This is a genomic window from Streptomyces sp. NBC_00102, from assembly GCF_026343115.1.
Lineage (GTDB): Bacteria > Actinomycetota > Actinomycetes > Streptomycetales > Streptomycetaceae > Streptomyces.
The window spans coordinates 5,560,450-5,577,089 of sequence record NZ_JAPEMC010000001.1; the positions used below are offsets into that span (position 1 = coordinate 5,560,450).

Sequence of the window (16,640 nt, forward strand, 5' to 3'; positions counted from 1 at the left end):
ACGGAATCATCGCGAAACCACTTCCCGTGAGACCGGGGGCAACCGTTGCCCCCGGTCGTACGTCAAGTTCAAGTGGAGGGTGCGGCCGTGGCCGCTCCCGCCATACGGCCCAAGGGGTTGTCCGTCGGACCCGATGGCGTACAAGTCGTCGCGCCCGGTTGCCCCACCCTTTCGCACCCCCCCTAGACTGAACATCCAGCAGGTGGCTCACGCTCGAAAGGCGCCCCCGTGTCCATCGGCAACTCCCCCGAAGACGACCGGCCTTCGATCGGTCGTGTGCTTCAGCAGGCTCGTATCGCCGCAGGTCTGACGGTCGACGAAGTCAGCGGCTCCACCCGGGTGCGCATCCCCATCGTGCACGCGATCGAGGACGACGACTTCTCGCGCTGCGGCGGCGATGTCTACGCGCGCGGTCACATCCGTACCGTGGCCCGCGCCGTCGGCATCGATCCCGAACCTCTGGTCGAGCAGTACGACGCCGAACACGGCGGCCGTCCTGTGCCCACGCCCGCGGCTCCGCTCTTCGAAGCGGAACGCATCCGGTCGGAACCCCGGCGGCCCAACTGGACCGCGGCCATGGTCGCGGCCATCGTCGCCGTCGTCGGTTTCGTCGGCTTCACCCTCTTCAACGGTGAGGACGAGGGAACCAGCACCGCACACGTGGCCGAGGGCTCCACGCCCCAGAAGGCCACCGCCAAACCGACCCCCACCAAGCCCGCCGACCCCAAGCCCGTGCCGTCGGAGAGCGCCATCGCCGCGGCTCCGCTGGACAAGGTGACGGTCAAGCTCAGCGCCACCGAGGGCAAGAGCTGGATCTCCGCCAAGGACCACAGCGGGCAGATCCTCTTCGACGGACTGCTCCTCCAGGGCCAGTCGAAGACGTTCCAGGACGAGGAGCGCGTCGACCTCGTCCTCGGCAACGCCGGATCCATCGACCTCTTCGTGAACGGCAAGAAGGTCCAGGACCAGTTCCAGCCCGGACAGGTCGAACGGCTTTCCTTCCCGAAGGGCGACCCCGAAGCGGGCTGAGAGAAAGCCCCGCTTCCCGCACCACCGCCCGACCTGTCCGCCCGGACAGGCACCCCGATCACCGACGAGCGCCCGGCCCTGCTGCCGGGCGCTCGTCGCGTTCCGTGCCCGCACCGCAGCCCGGACGCTCGCCGAGGCCGACGGTGACGCGACCGTCGTCTCTGCGGGTGGACGGCAGTGACTGCGGGTAGCGGGCAACCCTGCGCGGCGGGAGGCCCGCCACGACGAAGTAGTCTTGATTCCATGCCCGAACGCCGTACCGTCGCCCTCGTCACTCTTGGCTGCGCCCGTAACGAGGTGGACTCGGAGGAGCTTGCAGGCCGCTTGGCAGCGGACGGCTGGGAGCTCGTCGAGGACGCCTCCGACGCGGATGTCGCCGTCGTCAACACCTGCGGCTTCGTCGAAGCCGCCAAGAAGGACTCCGTCGATGCCCTCCTCGAAGCCAACGATCTGAAGGATCACGGCAGGACCCAGGCCGTCGTCGCGGTCGGCTGCATGGCCGAGCGCTACGGCAAGGACCTCGCCGAGGCCCTGCCGGAGGCGGACGGAGTCCTCGGATTCGACGACTACGCCGACATCTCCGACCGCCTCCAGACCATCCTCAACGGTGGTATCCACGCCTCGCACACCCCGCGCGACCGGCGCAAGCTCCTCCCGATCAGCCCCGCCGAACGGCAGGACACCGCGGTGGCCCTGCCCGGGCACGCGCAGGAGATCGCCCCGGCCCCCGCCGACCTCCCGGACGGCGTCGCCCCGGTCTCCGGACCGCGCGCCCCGCTGCGCCGCCGGCTCGGCACCAGCCCCGTCGCCTCGGTGAAGCTGGCCTCCGGCTGCGACCGCCGGTGCTCCTTCTGCGCCATCCCGTCCTTCCGCGGCTCCTTCATCTCCCGCCGCCCCTCCGACGTGCTGGGCGAGACGCGCTGGCTGGCCGAGCAGGGCGTCAAGGAGGTCATGCTGGTCTCCGAGAACAACACCTCGTACGGCAAGGACCTCGGCGACATCCGCCTGCTGGAGACCCTGCTGCCCGAGCTCGCCGACGTCGACGGCATCGAGCGCATCCGGGTCAGCTATCTCCAGCCCGCCGAGATGCGCCCCGGCCTGATCGACGTCCTGACCTCCACGCCGAAGGTCGCCCCGTACTTCGACCTGTCGTTCCAGCACTCCGCCCCCGGCGTGCTGCGCGCCATGCGCCGCTTCGGCGACACCGACCGCTTCCTGGAACTCCTGGACACCATCCGTTCCAAGGCCCCGCAGGCCGGCGTCCGGTCCAACTTCATCGTCGGGTTCCCCGGCGAGACCGAGGCCGACCTCGCCGAGCTGGAGCGTTTCCTCACCGGTGCCCGGCTCGACGCCATCGGCGTCTTCGGCTACTCGGACGAGGAGGGCACCGAAGCGGTCGGCTACGAGAACAAGCTCGACGCCGACACCATCGCCGAGCGGCTCGCCCACATCTCCCAGCTCGCCGAGGAACTCACCTCCCAGCGCGCCGAGGAACGGGTCGGCGAGACCCTGCAGGTGCTGGTGGAGTCCGTGGAGTCGGAGGACGACGGTCAGGTCGCGATCGGCCGCGCCGCCCACCAGGCCCCGGAAACGGACGGCCAGGTGGTCTTCACCACACGCGAAGGGCTCGCCCCCGGCCTTATGGTCGAGGCGAAGGCAGTGGGCACCGAGGGAGTCGACCTGGTGGCCGAACATCTCGCACTCTCGGAGGCGGCCAGATGACGGAAGCCCCGGCATCCGCGACAGGCGGTTCCGGCGCGACGCCGGTCCGCGGCGGCAAGCTGGGCACCGCGGCCGTGAACCAGGCCGGCCTGTGGAACATCGCGAACATCCTCACCATGATCCGGCTGCTCCTGGTGCCCGGCTTCGTGCTGCTGCTGCTGGCCGACGGCGGGTACGACCCCGCCTGGCGGTCCGTCGCGTGGGCGGCCTTCGCCATCGCGATGATCACCGACCTGTTCGACGGCCACCTCGCGCGGACGTACAACCTGGTCACCGACTTCGGCAAGATCGCCGACCCCATCGCCGACAAGGCGATCATGGGGGCGGCGCTGATCTGCCTGTCGTGGCTGGGCGACCTGCCGTGGTGGATCACCGGAGTGATCCTCTTCCGTGAGCTGGGCATCACGCTCATGCGGTTCTGGGTGATCCGGCACGCGGTGATCCCGGCCAGCCGGGGCGGCAAGATGAAGACGCTGGCCCAGGGAACGGCCGTCGGGATGTACGTCCTGGCGCTCACCGGCCCCCTGGCCACCTTCCGCTTCTGGGTGATGATGGTCGCCGTCGTGCTGACGGTGGTCACCGGACTCGACTACGTACGCCAGGCGGTCGTGGCGCGTCGCAAGGGGCTCGCCGCCGAGCGGGTCGCGGCGCGGGAGGCCGTCGCCCTCGCGCTCGACCCGGACGCGGACGTCGTCAGGGTCGCGCCCACGGCGGTGCCGGAGGGAGCCGGAGTCGCGGTCACCGGGGCGAGCACCATGCCCGGTACGGCTGCCGCCGGAGGCGAAAGCCTTCCCGGCGCCGCCGCGCGGGCCGAGGGGGACTCGCTCCCCGCTGCCGCGGTGGGCGACCCCGCCGAGGCGGAGAGGTGACCGTCGCGGCCCGGGTGCTGCGGCAGCTGACCGAGCGGGGGGAGACCCTCGCCGTGGCCGAGTCGCTGACCGGGGGCCTGGTCGCGGCGGAGATCACCGCCGTGCCGGGAGCCTCCCGCTCCTTCCGCGGATCGGTGACCGCCTACGCGACCCCGCTCAAGCACGAGCTGCTGGGGGTCGACCCGACCTTGCTCGCGGAGCGCGGAGCGGTGGACGCCGAAGTCGCGCGCGGTATGGCCGCCGGCGTGCGCCGGGCGCTCGGCGCCGACTGGGGGATCGCCACCACCGGAGTCGCCGGCCCCGAACCCCAGGACGGTCAGCCGGTGGGAACCGTCTTCGCCGCGGTCGCGGGACCGCTCGGGGTCGGTAAAGTCGCGGCACTGCGGTTGAACGGCGAGCGGGCGGACATCCGTAGAGAGAGCGTGCTCGCCGTCCTTGAGCTGCTCTCCGGCGAACTCGCGGAAAATGCGCGGGCACAGGATACGGAACAGAACGGGGGGAATTGATGTTTGCAGCCCTGAGAGAACACGACATCACTCCCCGCACGGCCGCAGCGCTAAGCGGTACGGTGGGGCGTGAAGGATGCGGCTACGCGGTCCGAGGAGGGAGCCACCGATGATTCTGCTCCGTCGCCTGCTGGGTGACGTGCTGCGTCGGCAGCGCCAGCGCCAAGGCCGTACTCTGCGCGAAGTCTCCTCGTCCGCCCGGGTCTCGCTCGGCTATCTCTCCGAGGTGGAGCGGGGGCAGAAGGAGGCATCCTCCGAGCTGCTCTCCGCGATTTGCGACGCGCTTGACGTACGGATGTCCGAGCTCATGCGTGAAGTGAGCGATGAGCTGTCACTCGCCGAACTCGCCGAGTCGGCGGCAGCCACCGATCCGGTCCACGTACCGGTGCGCCCCATGCTCAACTCCGTCTCCGTGGCATCGGTGGCGGGTGTACCGGCGGGACGGGTGACGATCAAGGCGCCCGCGGAAGCGGTGGATGTCGTCGCCGCCTGACCCGTACGGTCCGGTGTGACAGCGAACCCCGGTCGGCCCTCACGAGGGCGGGCCGGGGTTCGCTCGTGCGCGGGGGTGTGCGGGGTACGGGGTGTACGCACTGCGGGGTGTGGGGGACGGTTCTCGGGGCACACGGAGAGCGAGGCTGCGGATGGTCGCTTTGTCAGCTTCTGTGCCATCGTGGATGGCGTGCTGACTGCGGCTGACGAACCAGCCGACGAAACCGTCGGCGCGACGGGACAGGGGCTTCGACGCCCGGTCCACCGCCGACAGAACGGAGAGAGTGCATGTCTGTCGTGAAGAGCCCGCTTTCCGATGCCGACCTCAAGACGGTGGGCGAGGCGCTCCAAGGTGCGCTGGTCGACCTGGTCGACCTCTCGCTGGCCGCGAAGCAGGTCCACTGGAACGTCGTCGGCCCGCGCTTCCGCTCCGTGCACCTTCAGCTCGACGAGGTCGTGGACACCGCGCGCCAGCACTCCGACACGGTGGCCGAGCGTGCCTCGGCCATCGGCGTCAACCCGGACGGACGGTCCGCGACCATCGCCCGGACGACCGCGATCGACGTCGTGCCGGACGGCTGGATCAAGGATGTCGACGCGGTGAAGGTCCTGGTGGACGCGCTGGGGATCGTGATCGGCCGGATGCGTGAGCGCATCGACGCCACCGGCGACCCCGACCCGGTGAGCCAGGACATCCTGATCGCCGTGGCAGCCGACCTCGAGAAGCACGCGTGGATGTTCCAGGCGGAGAGCGCCTGAGCCTCTGTGCGGCCGTGCGGCGCGGAGCGCCGCAGCCCCCGGCCGTGAGTGGCCCCACGACCTCGGTACGCCCGTCGGCCCCGCACCCGGATCATCGTCCGGAGCGGGGCCGACGGGCGTACGCGCGCGTGTTCCTGGTGGTGGTCGCTCCGTGCGCGTCAGCCTCCGTAGGCGTGTCACCCGCCGAGGAAGGAATGGCTGCGGCCGATCTCGGTGAAGCCGCGGCGGGCGTACCACTTTCGTCCCGCCGTACACCGGTGGGCAAGGCAGACGGGGCGGCTCACCGGCGCTCGCGGATGCGGGCCGCCGCACCGGGTCTCGTACGGAGGCGGCGGGGGGCCGAGCCGGCCCGGTGCAGCCTCTGGATGCAGTGCGGCCCGTCCCGGGGCAGACTGCCGGACAGGGCAGGAGGGCCCCGTCCGCGCCGCGATCCGACGGTCCGGACATCGGCCGGAGGAGGCCGCAGTGATACGGAGACGGGTGCGGCCGGTCCTGATATCCACCGGCCTCCTGGTGTGCGGCGGGCTGTGGTGGTGGGCCGTGCTGCGGCTCGCTCTGGTCCCGGGACGGTCCGGGGCACTGGAGGGCGCGGTGGTGGCGGGCGGCTGGGGACTGAGCCTGCTGCCGGTCCACGTGACCTCGGCCGGGACGAGCGGCCGGACCCCCCGGTACGAGGGCTCCATATCCGGCCGGCCGTTCCTCCGGTACGCGCGCCGGTGGCAGGAGCGTGGCATACGGAACGGGGGACGGCCGGGCATCGGGCTGCGCGTGCTCCGACGGTACCGGGGCCTCCGGCGGGGGCGCACCGACCGGTGAGGCCGGGCAGGTGGGGCCGGGGCCGGCGTGAGTCGTCCGCCGGACGCGATCGGGCAGGGCGGTTCAGTGCGGGGCGGGGCCCGACTGGCAGTGGGGACACCAGTACGTGGGGCGGTCGACCTGGTCCGCTTTGCGGACGGGAGTGCGGCAGCGGAGGCAGGGGCGGCCCGCACGGCCGTAGACGTACACCGGCTCACGGGCGCGGCTGAGGGCCGCGACGCGGCCTGTGGTGGTGCGGGTGGTGCGGTCGCGGTTCGCGTCCAGCAGCCGCGCTGCGGCGCCCACCAGCCGGGGGAGGAGGGACTCGGGCAGCTCGCCCACCGGGAGCCAGGGGGTGACGCGGGCCAGGAAGCAGAGCTCGCACTTGTAGACGTTGCCGATACCGGCCAGATTGCGCTGGTCGAGCAGGGCCTCGCCGAGCGGACGGTCGGACTCGGCCAGCAGGTTCGCGAGGGCCCTGTCCGCGTCCCAGTCGGGCCCCAGCAGGTCGGGACCCAGATGGCCGACCACCTTCTCCTCGTCCGGGGTGCGCAGAAGCTCCAGTACCGGGAGCCGGTAGCCGACCGCGGTGTGATCGGTGTTGCCGAGGACCGCCCGGATCTCGTACGCCGGACCGCCGCGCCACCGCTCCCCGGGGGCGAAGATCCGCCAGGCGCCGTCCATCCGCAGATGGCTGTGGAGCGTGAGGCCGCCCTCCAGCCGGGTGAGGAGGTGCTTGCCCCTCGGGGTCACGTCGAGGACGGTGCGGCCGGTCAGATCCGCGGTGGCGAATCGCGGCACCCGCAGATCGGCGTGGGTGAGCACCCTTCCGGCGAGGGCGGCGTGCAGATGCTTCGCCGTCCGCGCGACGGTGTCTCCTTCGGGCATGCCTCCATCATGCGCCGACGCGCGGGCTCGCGCGGGGGGGCGCCGCGGCGGGCAGCGGACCACGGGCGGGGCGCCGCGGCGGGCAGCGGACCACGGGTGGGGGCCACCGGGTCAGGCGCGCAGCCGCATCCCCTTCGGGGTGGCCAGGAACCCCGCCGCTTCCAGCACGCGGCCCACCGGCGAGGTCAGCGAGGACACGCCGTTGGTGCGCTCCACCGTGACCGTGCCGAGCGCGCCGGCCTTCGCCGCGGCCGCGAGCGCCTCGGCCGCCGCGCGCAGCACGGGGTCCTCGGGGTCGGAGGGCCAGGCCAGCAGGGACTTGCCGCCGCGCTCCATGTACAAGGTCAGCTCCCCGTCGACCAGGACCACCAGGGCGCCCGCCTTGCGGCCCGGTTTGTGACCGGCACCGTCCGGGGACTCCGGCCAGGGCAGCGCCGCGCCGTAGGCGTTGGCAGGGTCGGCCGCCGCCAGTACCACGGCGCGCGGCACGATCCCCGGGTCCCGGCGGTCCCGGGCGGTCGACGCCGCCCGCAGCCGGTCCACCGCACCGTCCATCGCGAACTGTGCGGCCCCGAGCCCCTCCACGACGTAACCGCGCCTCGCCTGACCGTTGTCCTCGAAGGCGGCGAGGATCCGGTACGTCGCCGAGAAGCCGCCCTCCACCCCCTCCGCCTGCACCGCGCCCCGGGTGACCACACCGTGCCGGTCCAGCAGGGTGCGGGCCAGTGCGTGGGCACGGTGGGTGGGTTCGGGTTCGCTCGCGGGCAGCAGCGCCCACCGGCCGGAGACCGTGGGCGGGCCCGTCCGCGAGGCCGGGCGGGCGGAGGCGGTCAGCGAGCCGTACCGGCCGCGCGGCACCGAACGCCGGGCCCGGTGCGCGGTCGCCCCGGCCGTACGCCCCGACCCGAGGAGCGAGCGCAGCGGCGCCAGCGTGTCGTTGGTGAGCCGCCCCGACCAGGCGAGGTCCCAGAGGGCGTCCGCCAGCTGGGCGTCCGAGGCGGACGGGTGCGTGGTGGCGCGGACCTGATCGGCGATCTGGCGGAAGAAGAGGCCGTACCCGCCCCGGAGCGCGGTCAGGACCGACTCGTGCAGCGCGGTCAGCTCCAGCGGATGGGGCGGCGGCAGCAGGAGCGGGGCGTTGTCCGCCGGATAGAGGGAGAGCCAGCCGTCCTTGCCCGGGAGGGCGCCCGCCCCGGCCCAGACGACCTCGCCGGTCGTGGTCAGCTCGTCCAGCAGGGCCGGGGTGTACCCGGCGACCCGGCTCGGCAGGATCAGCCGCTCCAGCGCGGAGGCGGGCACCGGCGCGCCCTGCAACTGCTCGATGGCGCGGGCCAGCCCGTCGATGCCGCGCAGCCCGTGGCCGTCCAGGTGCTGCCACTGGGGCAGGAAGGTCGCCAGGGCGGCGGGCGGCACCGGCTCCAGCTCGTGGCGGAGCGCCGCGAGCGAGCGGCGCCGCAGTCGGCGCAGCACGGTGGCGTCGCACCACTCCTGTCCGATGCCCGCCGGATGGAATTCGCCGAGCACGACCCGCCCGGAGGCGGACAGCCGCTGCAGGGCGCCCTCGGTCACCGCCGGGCCGAGCCCGAAGCGCTCCGCCGCCCGCGCCGAGGTGAACGGGCCGTGCGTGCGGGCGTACCGGGCGAGGAGGTCGCCCAGCGGGTCCTTCACGGGTTCGGTGAACGCCTCGGGCACGCCGACGGGGAGGGCGGTGCCCAGCGCGTCGCGCAGCCGGCCCGCGTCCTCAACGGCGGCCCAGTGGTCGGCGCCCGCGATCCGGACCCGCAGGGCCCGGCGGGACATCTCCAGCTCGGGGGCCCAGGACGGCTCCGCGCCGCGCTCGGCCAGCTCCGCCGGGGTGAGGGGGCCGAGGACCCGCAGCAGGTCGGCGACGCCCTCGACGTCCTTGATCCGCCGTTCCTCGGTCAGCCACTGGAGCTCCCGCTCCAGTTCGGTCAGCACGTCGGCGTCGAGCAGTTCGCGGAGTTCCGCCTGGCCGAGCAGTTCCGCCAGCAGGTGCGAGTCGAGGGAGAGGGCGGCGGCGCGCCGCTCGGCGAGCGGGGAGTCGCCCTCGTACAGGAACTGTGCGACGTAACCGAAGAGCAGGGAACGGGCGAAGGGGGAGGGCTCGGTGGTGGTGACCTCCACGAGCCGGATGCGGCGCGCTTCGAGGTCTCCCATGAGTTCGGTCAGCCCGGGTACGTCGAACACGTCCTGGAGACACTCGCGGACGGCTTCGAGGACGATCGGGAACGACCCGAACTCGGAGGCCACCTGGAGCAGCTGGGCGGCGCGCTGGCGCTGCTGCCACAGCGGGGTGCGCTTTCCGGGGCTCCGCCGGGGCAGCAGCAGTGCCCTCGCCGCGCACTCCCGGAAGCGCGAGGCGAACAGGGCGGATCCGCCGACCTGGTCGGTGACGATCTGCTGGACCTCGCCCTTGTCGAAGACGACGTCGGCGGCGCCCACCGGTGCCTGCCCGCTGTCGTAGGCGGCGTCCGGGAGCATGAGGCCCCGGTCGGTGTCCGTACCGCCGCCGCCGGAGCCGCCGGAATCACGAGGCGCGTCGAAGTCGAGCAGGTCGAGGCTCATCAGGTCCGCGTCCGGCAGCCTCAGCACGATGCCGTCGTCGGCGTGCATGACCTGCGCGTCCATGCCGTACCGCTCGGCGAGGCGGGCGGAGAGGGCGAGCGCCCACGGGGCGTGCACCTGGGCGCCGAACGGTGAGTGCACCACCACCCGCCAGTCGCCCAGCTCGTCCCGGAAACGCTCGACGAGGATCGTGCGGTCGTCCGGGACATGGCCGCAGGCCCGCCGCTGCTCGTCGAGGTAGGAAAGGATGTTGCCGGCCGCCCAGGCGTCCAGACCGGCCGCGAGCAGCCGGAGCCGGGCGTCCTCCTCGGAGAGCCCCCCGATCTCCCGCAGGAACGCACCCAGCGCACGCCCCAGCTCCAGCGGGCGCCCCAGCTGGTCGCCCTTCCAGAACGGCAGCCGCCCCGGCACCCCCGGGGCGGGCGAGACCAGCACCCGGTCCCGGGTGATGTCCTCGATCCGCCAGGACGTGGTGCCGAGGGTGAAGACGTCCCCGACCCGGGACTCGTACACCATCTCCTCGTCCAGCTCGCCGACCCGGCCGCCGCCCTTCTTGGGGTCCGACCCGGCGAGGAAGACGCCGAACAGCCCCCGGTCCGGAATGGTGCCGCCGGAGGTGACGGCGAGCCGCTGCGCCCCCGGGCGCCCGGTCACCGTGCCCGCCACCCGGTCCCAGACCACGCGCGGGCGCAGCTCCGCGAACGCGTCGGACGGATAACGGCCCGCCAGCATGTCGAGCACCGCCGTGAACGCCGACTCGGGCAGCGAGGCGAACGGCGCGGCGCGGCGGACCAGCGCCAGCAGGTCGTCCGCCTGCCGGGTGTCCAGCGCCACGATCGCCACCAACTGCTGCGCCAGCACGTCCAGCGGGTTCGACGGGACGCGCAGCGCCTCGATGGCCCCCTCGCGCATCCGCTCGGTGACCACCGCCGCCTGCACGAGGTCGCCCCGGTACTTCGGGAAGACCACGCCCGTCGACACGGCCCCCACCTGGTGGCCCGCCCGGCCCACCCGCTGGAGGCCGGAGGCCACCGAGGGCGGCGACTCGACCTGGATCACCAGGTCCACGGCGCCCATGTCGATACCGAGCTCCAGGCTGGAGGTGGCGACGACGGCGGGCAGCCGGCCCGCCTTGAGGTCCTCCTCCACCTGGGCCCGCTGCTCCTTGGAGACCGAGCCGTGGTGGGCGCGGGCCAGCAGGGCGGGCGCGCCCTTCGCCCCGCCCGACTGCGCCATGAGCTCGGCGGGGGAGTGCGCCTCCGGCATGGCCTCGCCGGTGGCGCGTTCGTACGCGATCTCGTTGAGCCGGTTGCAGAGCCGCTCGGCGAGGCGGCGGGAGTTGGCGAAGACGATCGTCGAGCGGTGCGCCTGCACGAGGTCGGCGATCCGCTCCTCCACCTGCGGCCAGATCGACGGCTTGTCGGACTGGTCGGAACCGCTGTCGGGGGCCGGTGAACCGCCCAGCTCGCCGAGGTCCTCCACCGGTACGACGACGGAGAGGTCGAACTCCTTGGCCGAGGCGGGCTGCACGATCTCCACCCGGCGCTGCGGCGACAGGAACCGGGCCACCTCGTCGACCGGCCGGACCGTGGCGGACAGCCCGATCCGGCGGGCGGGGCGCGGCAGCAGCTCGTCGAGCCGCTCCAGGCTCAGCGCGAGGTGGGCGCCGCGTTTCGTGCCGGCGACGGCGTGCACCTCGTCCAGGATCACCGTCTCCACCCCGGCGAGGGCGTCCCGCGCCGAGGAGGTCAGCATCAGGAAGAGCGACTCGGGGGTCGTGATCAGGATGTCCGGGGGCTTCGTCACCATGCTCCGGCGCTCGGCCGGAGGCGTGTCACCGGACCGGATGCCCACCCGGACCTCCGGCTCCGGCAGCCCCAGCCGCACGGATTCCTGACGGATGCCGGTCAGCGGCGAGCGGAGGTTGCGCTCCACGTCCACGGCGAGGGCCTTCAGCGGGGAGATGTACAGCACCCGGCAGCGCTTCTTCGCCTCGGCGGGGGGCGGTACGGCGGCCAGCTGGTCGAGGGACGCCAGGAAGGCGGCCAGCGTCTTGCCGGAGCCGGTCGGCGCCACGACCAGCACGTCCGATCCCTCCGCGATCGCCGACCAGGCGCCCTCCTGCGCCGCAGTGGGCGCGTGGAAGGCACCCGCGAACCAGCTGCGGGTCGCGGGCGAGAAGGAATCCAGGGCAGAGCCGACCATGCCCACCATCGTGCACCCGGCCACTGACATCGGCCGGTGAACACGGTCGGACCTGCGAGAATCCCGGTATGGCGGCAGGCGGGGAGCGCGACGGAGCGACGGGGGAATGGGCGCGGCACTGGCAGTACGCCGCCCTGCCCGGCATCGACCTGCTCCGGGCCCATTACGTCCGCCACGCCTTCTCCCGCCACAGCCACGAGGGGTACGTCCTCGGGGCGGTCACCCGGGGCGTCGAGGACGTCGGGCTGCCCGGCGGCACCCTGCACGCCGGACCCGGCACCGTGGTGATGATCAACCCCGAGGTCCCGCACACCGCTCGCGCCGGGGTTCCGGAAGGCTGGGCGTACGCCACCCTCTACCCGTCCGCCCGGGCCGTGCACGCCGTGGCGGCCGAGGTCACGAACCTGCGGGGCACGGTCGGCTTCGACACCTCCTGCACCGCCGACCCCGAGGCGGGCCGGCTGATCCACGAGGTGCACCGGGCCGCCGAACAGGGCGACGCCCTCGCGGCCGACACCCTGCTGCGGGTCGTGCTCGCCCGCCTGCTCCGCCGCCACGGCGGCCTGCTGTCGCCCGCCCCCTCGCTCACCGCCGGCGCCCGCGCGGCGGGTCTCGCCCGGGCCGTACTGGAGGACCGGCTGAGCGGTCCGCCCACCCTGGAAGCGCTCGCGGCCGAGGTCGGCGCCACCCCCTTCGCGCTGCTGCGCGCCTTCAAGAAGCGGTACGGAATGCCCCCGCACGCCTGGCTCACCAACGCCCGGGTGCGGCGGGCGCGCGAGCTGCTCGACGCGGGGGTGGCTCCCGCCACCGCGGCGGCCTCGGTGGGCTTCACCGACCAGCCCCACCTCAACCGGCACTTCACCCGGATCGTGGGCGTGCCACCCGGCGCCTACCAGCGCGAACGCGCAAGAACGTACAAGACCGGGGCCGACCCGCGCCGGTAGGTTCGCGGACGTGGCAGAACAGACGACACCCCTCATAACCGCCGGCCCGGACGGCGGAACCGGGCCCTCGGACCTACCCGACGGCCCCGGTGCGAAGACCGGTGCGAAGACCGGTGCGAAGACCGGCGCGACGAACGGGAACGGTGCGACGAAGACCGACGCGGCCGTGGTCCGGGACGCGCTCGGTGTCGGCGTGGCCGTCGGACTCTCCGGATTCGCCTTCGGAGTCACCTCCGCCGGCTCCGGACTCACCCTGCTCCAGACCTGCGCGCTCAGCCTCCTGGTCTTCACCGGCGCCTCGCAGTTCGCCCTCGTCGGAGCCCTCGCGGCCGGCGGCAACCCGTACACCGCGGCGGCCGGGGCCTTCTTCCTCGGCGTACGCAACGCCTTCTACGGGCTCCGCCTCTCCCAGCTGCTCTCCCTGCCCCGCGCGCTGCGCCCGCTCGCCGCGCACTGGGTGATCGACGAGAGCACCGCCGTCACGCTGGCCCAGCCCACCCGCCGGGCCGCCCGCCTCGGGTTCACCGTCACCGGCGCCTCGCTCTACGTGCTCTGGAACCTCACCACGCTCGCGGGGGCGCTCGGCGCCCAGCGGCTCGGCGACACCGACGCCTGGGGGCTGGACGCCGCCGGGCCCGCGGTGTTCCTGGCACTGCTCGCGCCGATGCTGACCAGCACCACGGAACGCGTCACCGCGGCGCTCGCCGTCGTCCTCGCCCTCGGCCTGCTGCCCGTCCTGCCCGCGGGGGTGCCGGTCCTGCTCGCCGGGCTCTCCGCCCCGGCCGTGCTCTTCCTGAAGGGGCGCGCCAGGCCCGGCCCCGTGGACGCCGACACCACCACCTCCCCGGGAGCGGACCGATGAACGTCTGGATCGCCGTCGCGCTCACCGCGGCGGGCTGCTACCTCGCCAAGCTCCTCGGGCTCCTCGTCCCCGCCGGTGTCCTGGAACGGCCGCTCGTCCAGCGGCTGGCGGCGCTGCTCCCGGTGGCCCTGCTCGCCGCGCTCACCGCGCAGCAGACGTTCGGCGACGGCGCCCGCCTCCTCCTCGACGCCCGCGCGGCCGGGCTCGGGGCTGCGGCGCTCGCCCTCGTCCTGCGCGCCCCGTTCCTGGTCGTCGTGGCCGCGGCCGTCGTCGTCACCGCCGGGGTGCGGGCGCTCGGGTAGGGGGCGCACGGCCGTCACCCCAGGTCACGGCCGTGCGCCCGCAGGATCTGGAGGGCCCGCAGGGTGACGAGGGGGCGCCCCTCCAGAGCCGTACCGGGAGCCCACCGCCGCCAGGTGAGCGGCCAGCCGCCGTCCTCCCGCTGCTCGGCCGCGAGGTGGTCGAGGGAGTCCGACAGCTCCTCCTCGGTGAACCAGCCGCAGGCCAGCGAGGCGGGCGTACGGGCGTAGTCGTACGGGAAGTGGTACTCACCGGGCGCGTATCCCGGGGCCAGCGGGTACTCCTCGCGCCGCCGGGGGTCCAGTACCGCGAGGCGCTGGTCCCGCACCAGCCGGCCGAGCCGTTCCGCCGCCGCCCGCGCCCGCTCCTGGTCCGGAGCGCCGTCCAGGAAGGCGACCGCCGCCTCGATCTCGTACGGATGCGAGACGGTCAGCGACTCCACCGCCGACCAGCAGAAGTCCGTCGCCCGGAACAACCACGCGTGCCAGACCTGGTTGCGGTGCAGCAGACCGACGACCGGCCCCGTGGTCAGCAGCTCGGCGGGGGGATCGTCGACGATCGGGATGAAGGGCGCGGCGGGGTATCCGCGCTGGGTGGGGCGGAGCGCGGGCAGCGCCCCCTCCTCGGTGGAGACGGCCGTCAGATAGCGGCAGATCCGGTCGACCCGGGGGCCGTGGCAGAGGCCGACGGAGTCCAGGACGCTCAGCGCGTGCGCGGTGTGCAGGGGCTGGCTCACCGGGCCGCGCAGGTCGGGTTCGAGGGCGTGGCCGTAACCGCCGTCCCTGTTGAGATAGGCGGCGAGCGCGGTCTCGACCGCGTCCGCGTCTCCGTCGAGAAAGTCGTGGGCGAATCTCCGCTGTTCGAGTACGCGGGCCGTGAGCCAGATGAACTGCTCGGCGCGGGCGAGGGGACGTGCTGCGGTTCCGGGCATGGACCGACCGTAGAGCGCAAAGCGCCGGGAGAGGTCTCCGGCGGCGGGACCGCACCCTCAGGAGCGGGATACTGGAGTCATGCGGTTGACGATTTTCTGGGAGCGGATGGCCGACCACTTCGGTGCCGGATACGCGGACTCCTTCGCGCGTGACCATGTCATGGCCGAGCTGGGCGGTCTCACGGTCCATCAGGCACTCGACGCGGGGTGGGAGACGAAGGACGTCTGGCGTGCCGTCTGCACGGCGATGGGCGTCCCCGCCGAGCGGCGCTGAGCCGACCGGGGGCCGCTGCCGCTCGGCGCGGCGGTCCCACGGGTCGCTGTGGTCGCAAGGGTCACTCCGGTCGCACCGGTCGGGAGCGCCGGGGACGCCCGGGGCAGGGGGTGTCCCACCCGTAGGCGAGACTGGTGGGCGTGGCCCCGACAGACCAGACCGTGCAGAACCCTCAGCGCTCCGCCGCGCCTCCCGTTCCCCCGGCCGTACCGCCGGAGCCCCCGGTGGACGGCGGACCCGCGCGCATGCCCCAGTGGCTGCCGCGCGCCGTGGTCATGGCGCTGGCGCTCTACGCCTGCTTCCGCCTCGGCAGCTGGGCGTTCGACCAGCTCATCGGCCTGCTCATCAACATCCTCATCGCCTTCTTCCTCGCGCTGGCCATAGAGCCCGCGGTCGGCCGCATGGCCGGACGGGGCATGCGGCGGGGCCTGGCGACCTTCCTCGTCTTCACCGTCGTGTTCATCCTGAGCATCGGGTTCATCGTCCTGCTGGGCTCGATGCTCGCCGGACAGATCGTGGACATGTTCGACGAGTTCCCGAAGTACCTCGATTCGGTGATCAAGTGGGTCAACCAGACGTTCCACACGGAACTCTCCCGGGTCGACGTCCAGGACAGCCTGCTGCACTCGGACTGGCTCCAGAGGTACGTGCAGAACAGCGCGACCGGCGTGCTCGACGTCTCCACCACCGTGCTCGGGGGCCTCTTCCGGCTGCTGACGATCTTCCTGTTCTCCTTCTACTTCGCCGCCGACGGACCCCGGCTGCGCCGCGCGCTCTGCTCCGTACTGCCGCCCTCGCGCCAGGCCGAGGTGCTGCGCGCCTGGGAGATCGCGGTCGACAAGACCGGCGGGTACCTCTACTCGCGCGGGCTGATGGCGCTCATCTCCGGCATCGCGCACTACATCCTGCTCGTCGTGCTCGGAGTGCCCTACGCACCGGCGCTCGCCGTCTGGGTCGGCCTGGTCTCCCAGTTCATCCCGACCATCGGCACGTACCTCGCGGGCGCCCTGCCGATGCTGATCGCGTTCACCGTCGACCCCTGGTACGCGCTCTGGGTGCTCGGCTTCGTCGTGATCTACCAGCAGTTCGAGAACTACGTGCTCCAGCCCAAGCTGACCTCGAAGACCGTCGACATCCACCCCGCGGTGGCCTTCGGGTCGGTGATCGCCGGTACGGCCCTGCTCGGCGCGGTCGGCGCGCTGATCGCGATCCCGGCGGTGGCCACGCTCCAGGCGTTCCTCGGTGCGTACGTGAAGCGGTACGCGGTCACCGACGACCCCCGGGTGGGCGGCGGCAGCAGCCGGCAGCGCGCGGAACCGGTCTGGTCACGGGTACGCCGCCTGACACGGGGGCACGGCCCGCACGCCGGCGACGGCGAGCGAGCGGACGAACCGCGCGGCTCCGGCGGTACGGGCGGCTCCGGCGAGGGCGGCGGTACGGGGCACGGGGGCCCGGACCAGCGGTAGCCGGGGACACGT

The 16,640-nt window shown here is 73.2% G+C and carries 15 protein-coding genes; 12 read left to right on the forward strand and 3 right to left on the reverse strand.

All coding sequences use genetic code 11. From position 1 onward, the window contains the following. The first annotated feature begins 228 nt into the window (after positions 1-228). The 7 genes from OHA55_RS24770 (at position 229) to OHA55_RS24800 (ending at position 6,193) form a co-directional block, all read left to right on the forward strand. Positions 229-1,029: a helix-turn-helix domain-containing protein gene (locus OHA55_RS24770; protein ID WP_266709853.1), complete on the forward strand. Its 801-nt coding sequence runs from the start codon at positions 229-231 to the stop codon at positions 1,027-1,029. Positions 1,030-1,272: 243 nt separating this feature from the next. Beyond that, positions 1,273-2,751 carry a 30S ribosomal protein S12 methylthiotransferase RimO gene (gene rimO, locus OHA55_RS24775; RefSeq protein ID WP_266709854.1) on the forward strand — a complete coding sequence of 493 codons (1,479 nt, stop codon included), beginning with the start codon at positions 1,273-1,275 and terminating at the stop codon, positions 2,749-2,751. After that, entirely contained in the window at positions 2,748-3,620 is an 873-nt protein-coding gene (gene pgsA, locus OHA55_RS24780) for a CDP-diacylglycerol--glycerol-3-phosphate 3-phosphatidyltransferase (protein WP_266709855.1), read from the forward strand. The genes rimO and pgsA overlap by 4 nt, the downstream gene beginning before the upstream one ends. Beyond that, the gene (locus tag OHA55_RS24785) at positions 3,617-4,126 is read left to right on the forward strand and encodes a CinA family protein (protein ID WP_266709856.1); all 510 of its coding nucleotides are present in this window, start codon (positions 3,617-3,619) and stop codon (positions 4,124-4,126) included. Before pgsA ends, OHA55_RS24785 begins: the two co-directional genes overlap by 4 nt. A 109-nt stretch (positions 4,127-4,235) precedes the next feature. Beyond that, complete coding sequence (locus OHA55_RS24790) at positions 4,236-4,619, forward strand: helix-turn-helix domain-containing protein (RefSeq protein WP_266709857.1); 384 nt, start codon at positions 4,236-4,238, stop codon at positions 4,617-4,619. Positions 4,620-4,906: 287 nt separating this feature from the next. Continuing rightward, positions 4,907-5,377: a Dps family protein gene (locus OHA55_RS24795; RefSeq protein ID WP_266709858.1), complete on the forward strand. Its 471-nt coding sequence runs from the start codon at positions 4,907-4,909 to the stop codon at positions 5,375-5,377. A 465-nt stretch (positions 5,378-5,842) separates the two neighbouring features. Beyond that, entirely contained in the window at positions 5,843-6,193 is a 351-nt protein-coding gene (locus OHA55_RS24800; protein ID WP_266709859.1) for a hypothetical protein, read from the forward strand. Between the two features lie 63 nt (positions 6,194-6,256). On the opposite strand, the gene OHA55_RS24805 is transcribed toward OHA55_RS24800, so the two are convergent. Both OHA55_RS24805 and OHA55_RS24810 read right to left on the reverse strand, forming a co-directional pair. Further along, positions 6,257-7,060, reverse strand: coding sequence for an Fpg/Nei family DNA glycosylase (locus OHA55_RS24805; protein ID WP_266709860.1), 804 nt, complete (start codon positions 7,058-7,060; stop codon positions 6,257-6,259). A gap of 111 nt (positions 7,061-7,171) precedes the next feature. After that, positions 7,172-11,851 (reverse strand): DEAD/DEAH box helicase, encoded by a 4,680-nt coding sequence (locus OHA55_RS24810; protein ID WP_266709861.1) that lies wholly within the window; start codon positions 11,849-11,851, stop codon positions 7,172-7,174. 68 nt (positions 11,852-11,919) lie between these two features. Between OHA55_RS24810 and OHA55_RS24815 the strand changes: the two genes are divergently transcribed. From OHA55_RS24815 to OHA55_RS24825, 3 genes are read left to right on the forward strand one after another with little or no spacing between them, the layout of a single operon-like run. Beyond that, positions 11,920-12,795, forward strand: a complete 876-nt coding sequence (locus OHA55_RS24815) for an AraC family transcriptional regulator (RefSeq protein WP_266709862.1) — start codon at positions 11,920-11,922, stop codon at positions 12,793-12,795. A gap of 10 nt (positions 12,796-12,805) precedes the next feature. Further along, positions 12,806-13,657 (forward strand): AzlC family ABC transporter permease, encoded by an 852-nt coding sequence (locus tag OHA55_RS24820; protein WP_266709863.1) that lies wholly within the window; start codon positions 12,806-12,808, stop codon positions 13,655-13,657. Continuing rightward, positions 13,654-13,959, forward strand: a complete 306-nt coding sequence (locus OHA55_RS24825; RefSeq protein ID WP_266709864.1) for an AzlD domain-containing protein — start codon at positions 13,654-13,656, stop codon at positions 13,957-13,959. Before OHA55_RS24820 ends, OHA55_RS24825 begins: the two co-directional genes overlap by 4 nt. A gap of 14 nt (positions 13,960-13,973) precedes the next feature. Here the strand turns inward: OHA55_RS24825 and OHA55_RS24830 are convergent, their stop codons facing one another. After that, positions 13,974-14,888 carry a hypothetical protein gene (locus OHA55_RS24830; protein ID WP_266709865.1) on the reverse strand — a complete coding sequence of 305 codons (915 nt, stop codon included), beginning with the start codon at positions 14,886-14,888 and terminating at the stop codon, positions 13,974-13,976. Positions 14,889-14,967: 79 nt separating this feature from the next. On the opposite strand from OHA55_RS24830, the gene OHA55_RS24835 reads away from it, so the two are divergent. After that, positions 14,968-15,162, forward strand: a complete 195-nt coding sequence (locus OHA55_RS24835) for a DUF3046 domain-containing protein (RefSeq protein ID WP_266709866.1) — start codon at positions 14,968-14,970, stop codon at positions 15,160-15,162. Positions 15,163-15,407: 245 nt separating this feature from the next. Further along, positions 15,408-16,628 (forward strand): AI-2E family transporter, encoded by a 1,221-nt coding sequence (locus OHA55_RS24840; RefSeq protein WP_266711121.1) that lies wholly within the window; start codon positions 15,408-15,410, stop codon positions 16,626-16,628. The last annotated feature ends 12 nt before the right edge of the window (positions 16,629-16,640 follow it).

Bases quoted from the DNA above. Each gene is read 5' to 3' on its own strand.
- rimO (WP_266709854.1), top strand. From the start codon at position 1,273: ATGCCCGAACGCCGTACCGTCGCCCTCGTCACTCTTGGCTGCGCCCGT.
- pgsA (WP_266709855.1), top strand. From the start codon at position 2,748: ATGACGGAAGCCCCGGCATCCGCGACAGGCGGTTCCGGCGCGACGCCG.
- OHA55_RS24790 (WP_266709857.1), top strand. From the start codon at position 4,236: ATGATTCTGCTCCGTCGCCTGCTGGGTGACGTGCTGCGTCGGCAGCGC.
- OHA55_RS24795 (WP_266709858.1), top strand. From the start codon at position 4,907: ATGTCTGTCGTGAAGAGCCCGCTTTCCGATGCCGACCTCAAGACGGTG.
- OHA55_RS24805 (WP_266709860.1), bottom strand. From the start codon at position 7,060: ATGCCCGAAGGAGACACCGTCGCGCGGACGGCGAAGCATCTGCACGCC.
- OHA55_RS24810 (WP_266709861.1), bottom strand. From the start codon at position 11,851: ATGGTCGGCTCTGCCCTGGATTCCTTCTCGCCCGCGACCCGCAGCTGG.
- OHA55_RS24815 (WP_266709862.1), top strand. From the start codon at position 11,920: ATGGCGGCAGGCGGGGAGCGCGACGGAGCGACGGGGGAATGGGCGCGG.
- OHA55_RS24825 (WP_266709864.1), top strand. From the start codon at position 13,654: ATGAACGTCTGGATCGCCGTCGCGCTCACCGCGGCGGGCTGCTACCTC.
- OHA55_RS24830 (WP_266709865.1), bottom strand. From the start codon at position 14,888: ATGCCCGGAACCGCAGCACGTCCCCTCGCCCGCGCCGAGCAGTTCATC.
- OHA55_RS24835 (WP_266709866.1), top strand. From the start codon at position 14,968: ATGCGGTTGACGATTTTCTGGGAGCGGATGGCCGACCACTTCGGTGCC.
- OHA55_RS24840 (WP_266711121.1), top strand. From the start codon at position 15,408: ATGCCCCAGTGGCTGCCGCGCGCCGTGGTCATGGCGCTGGCGCTCTAC.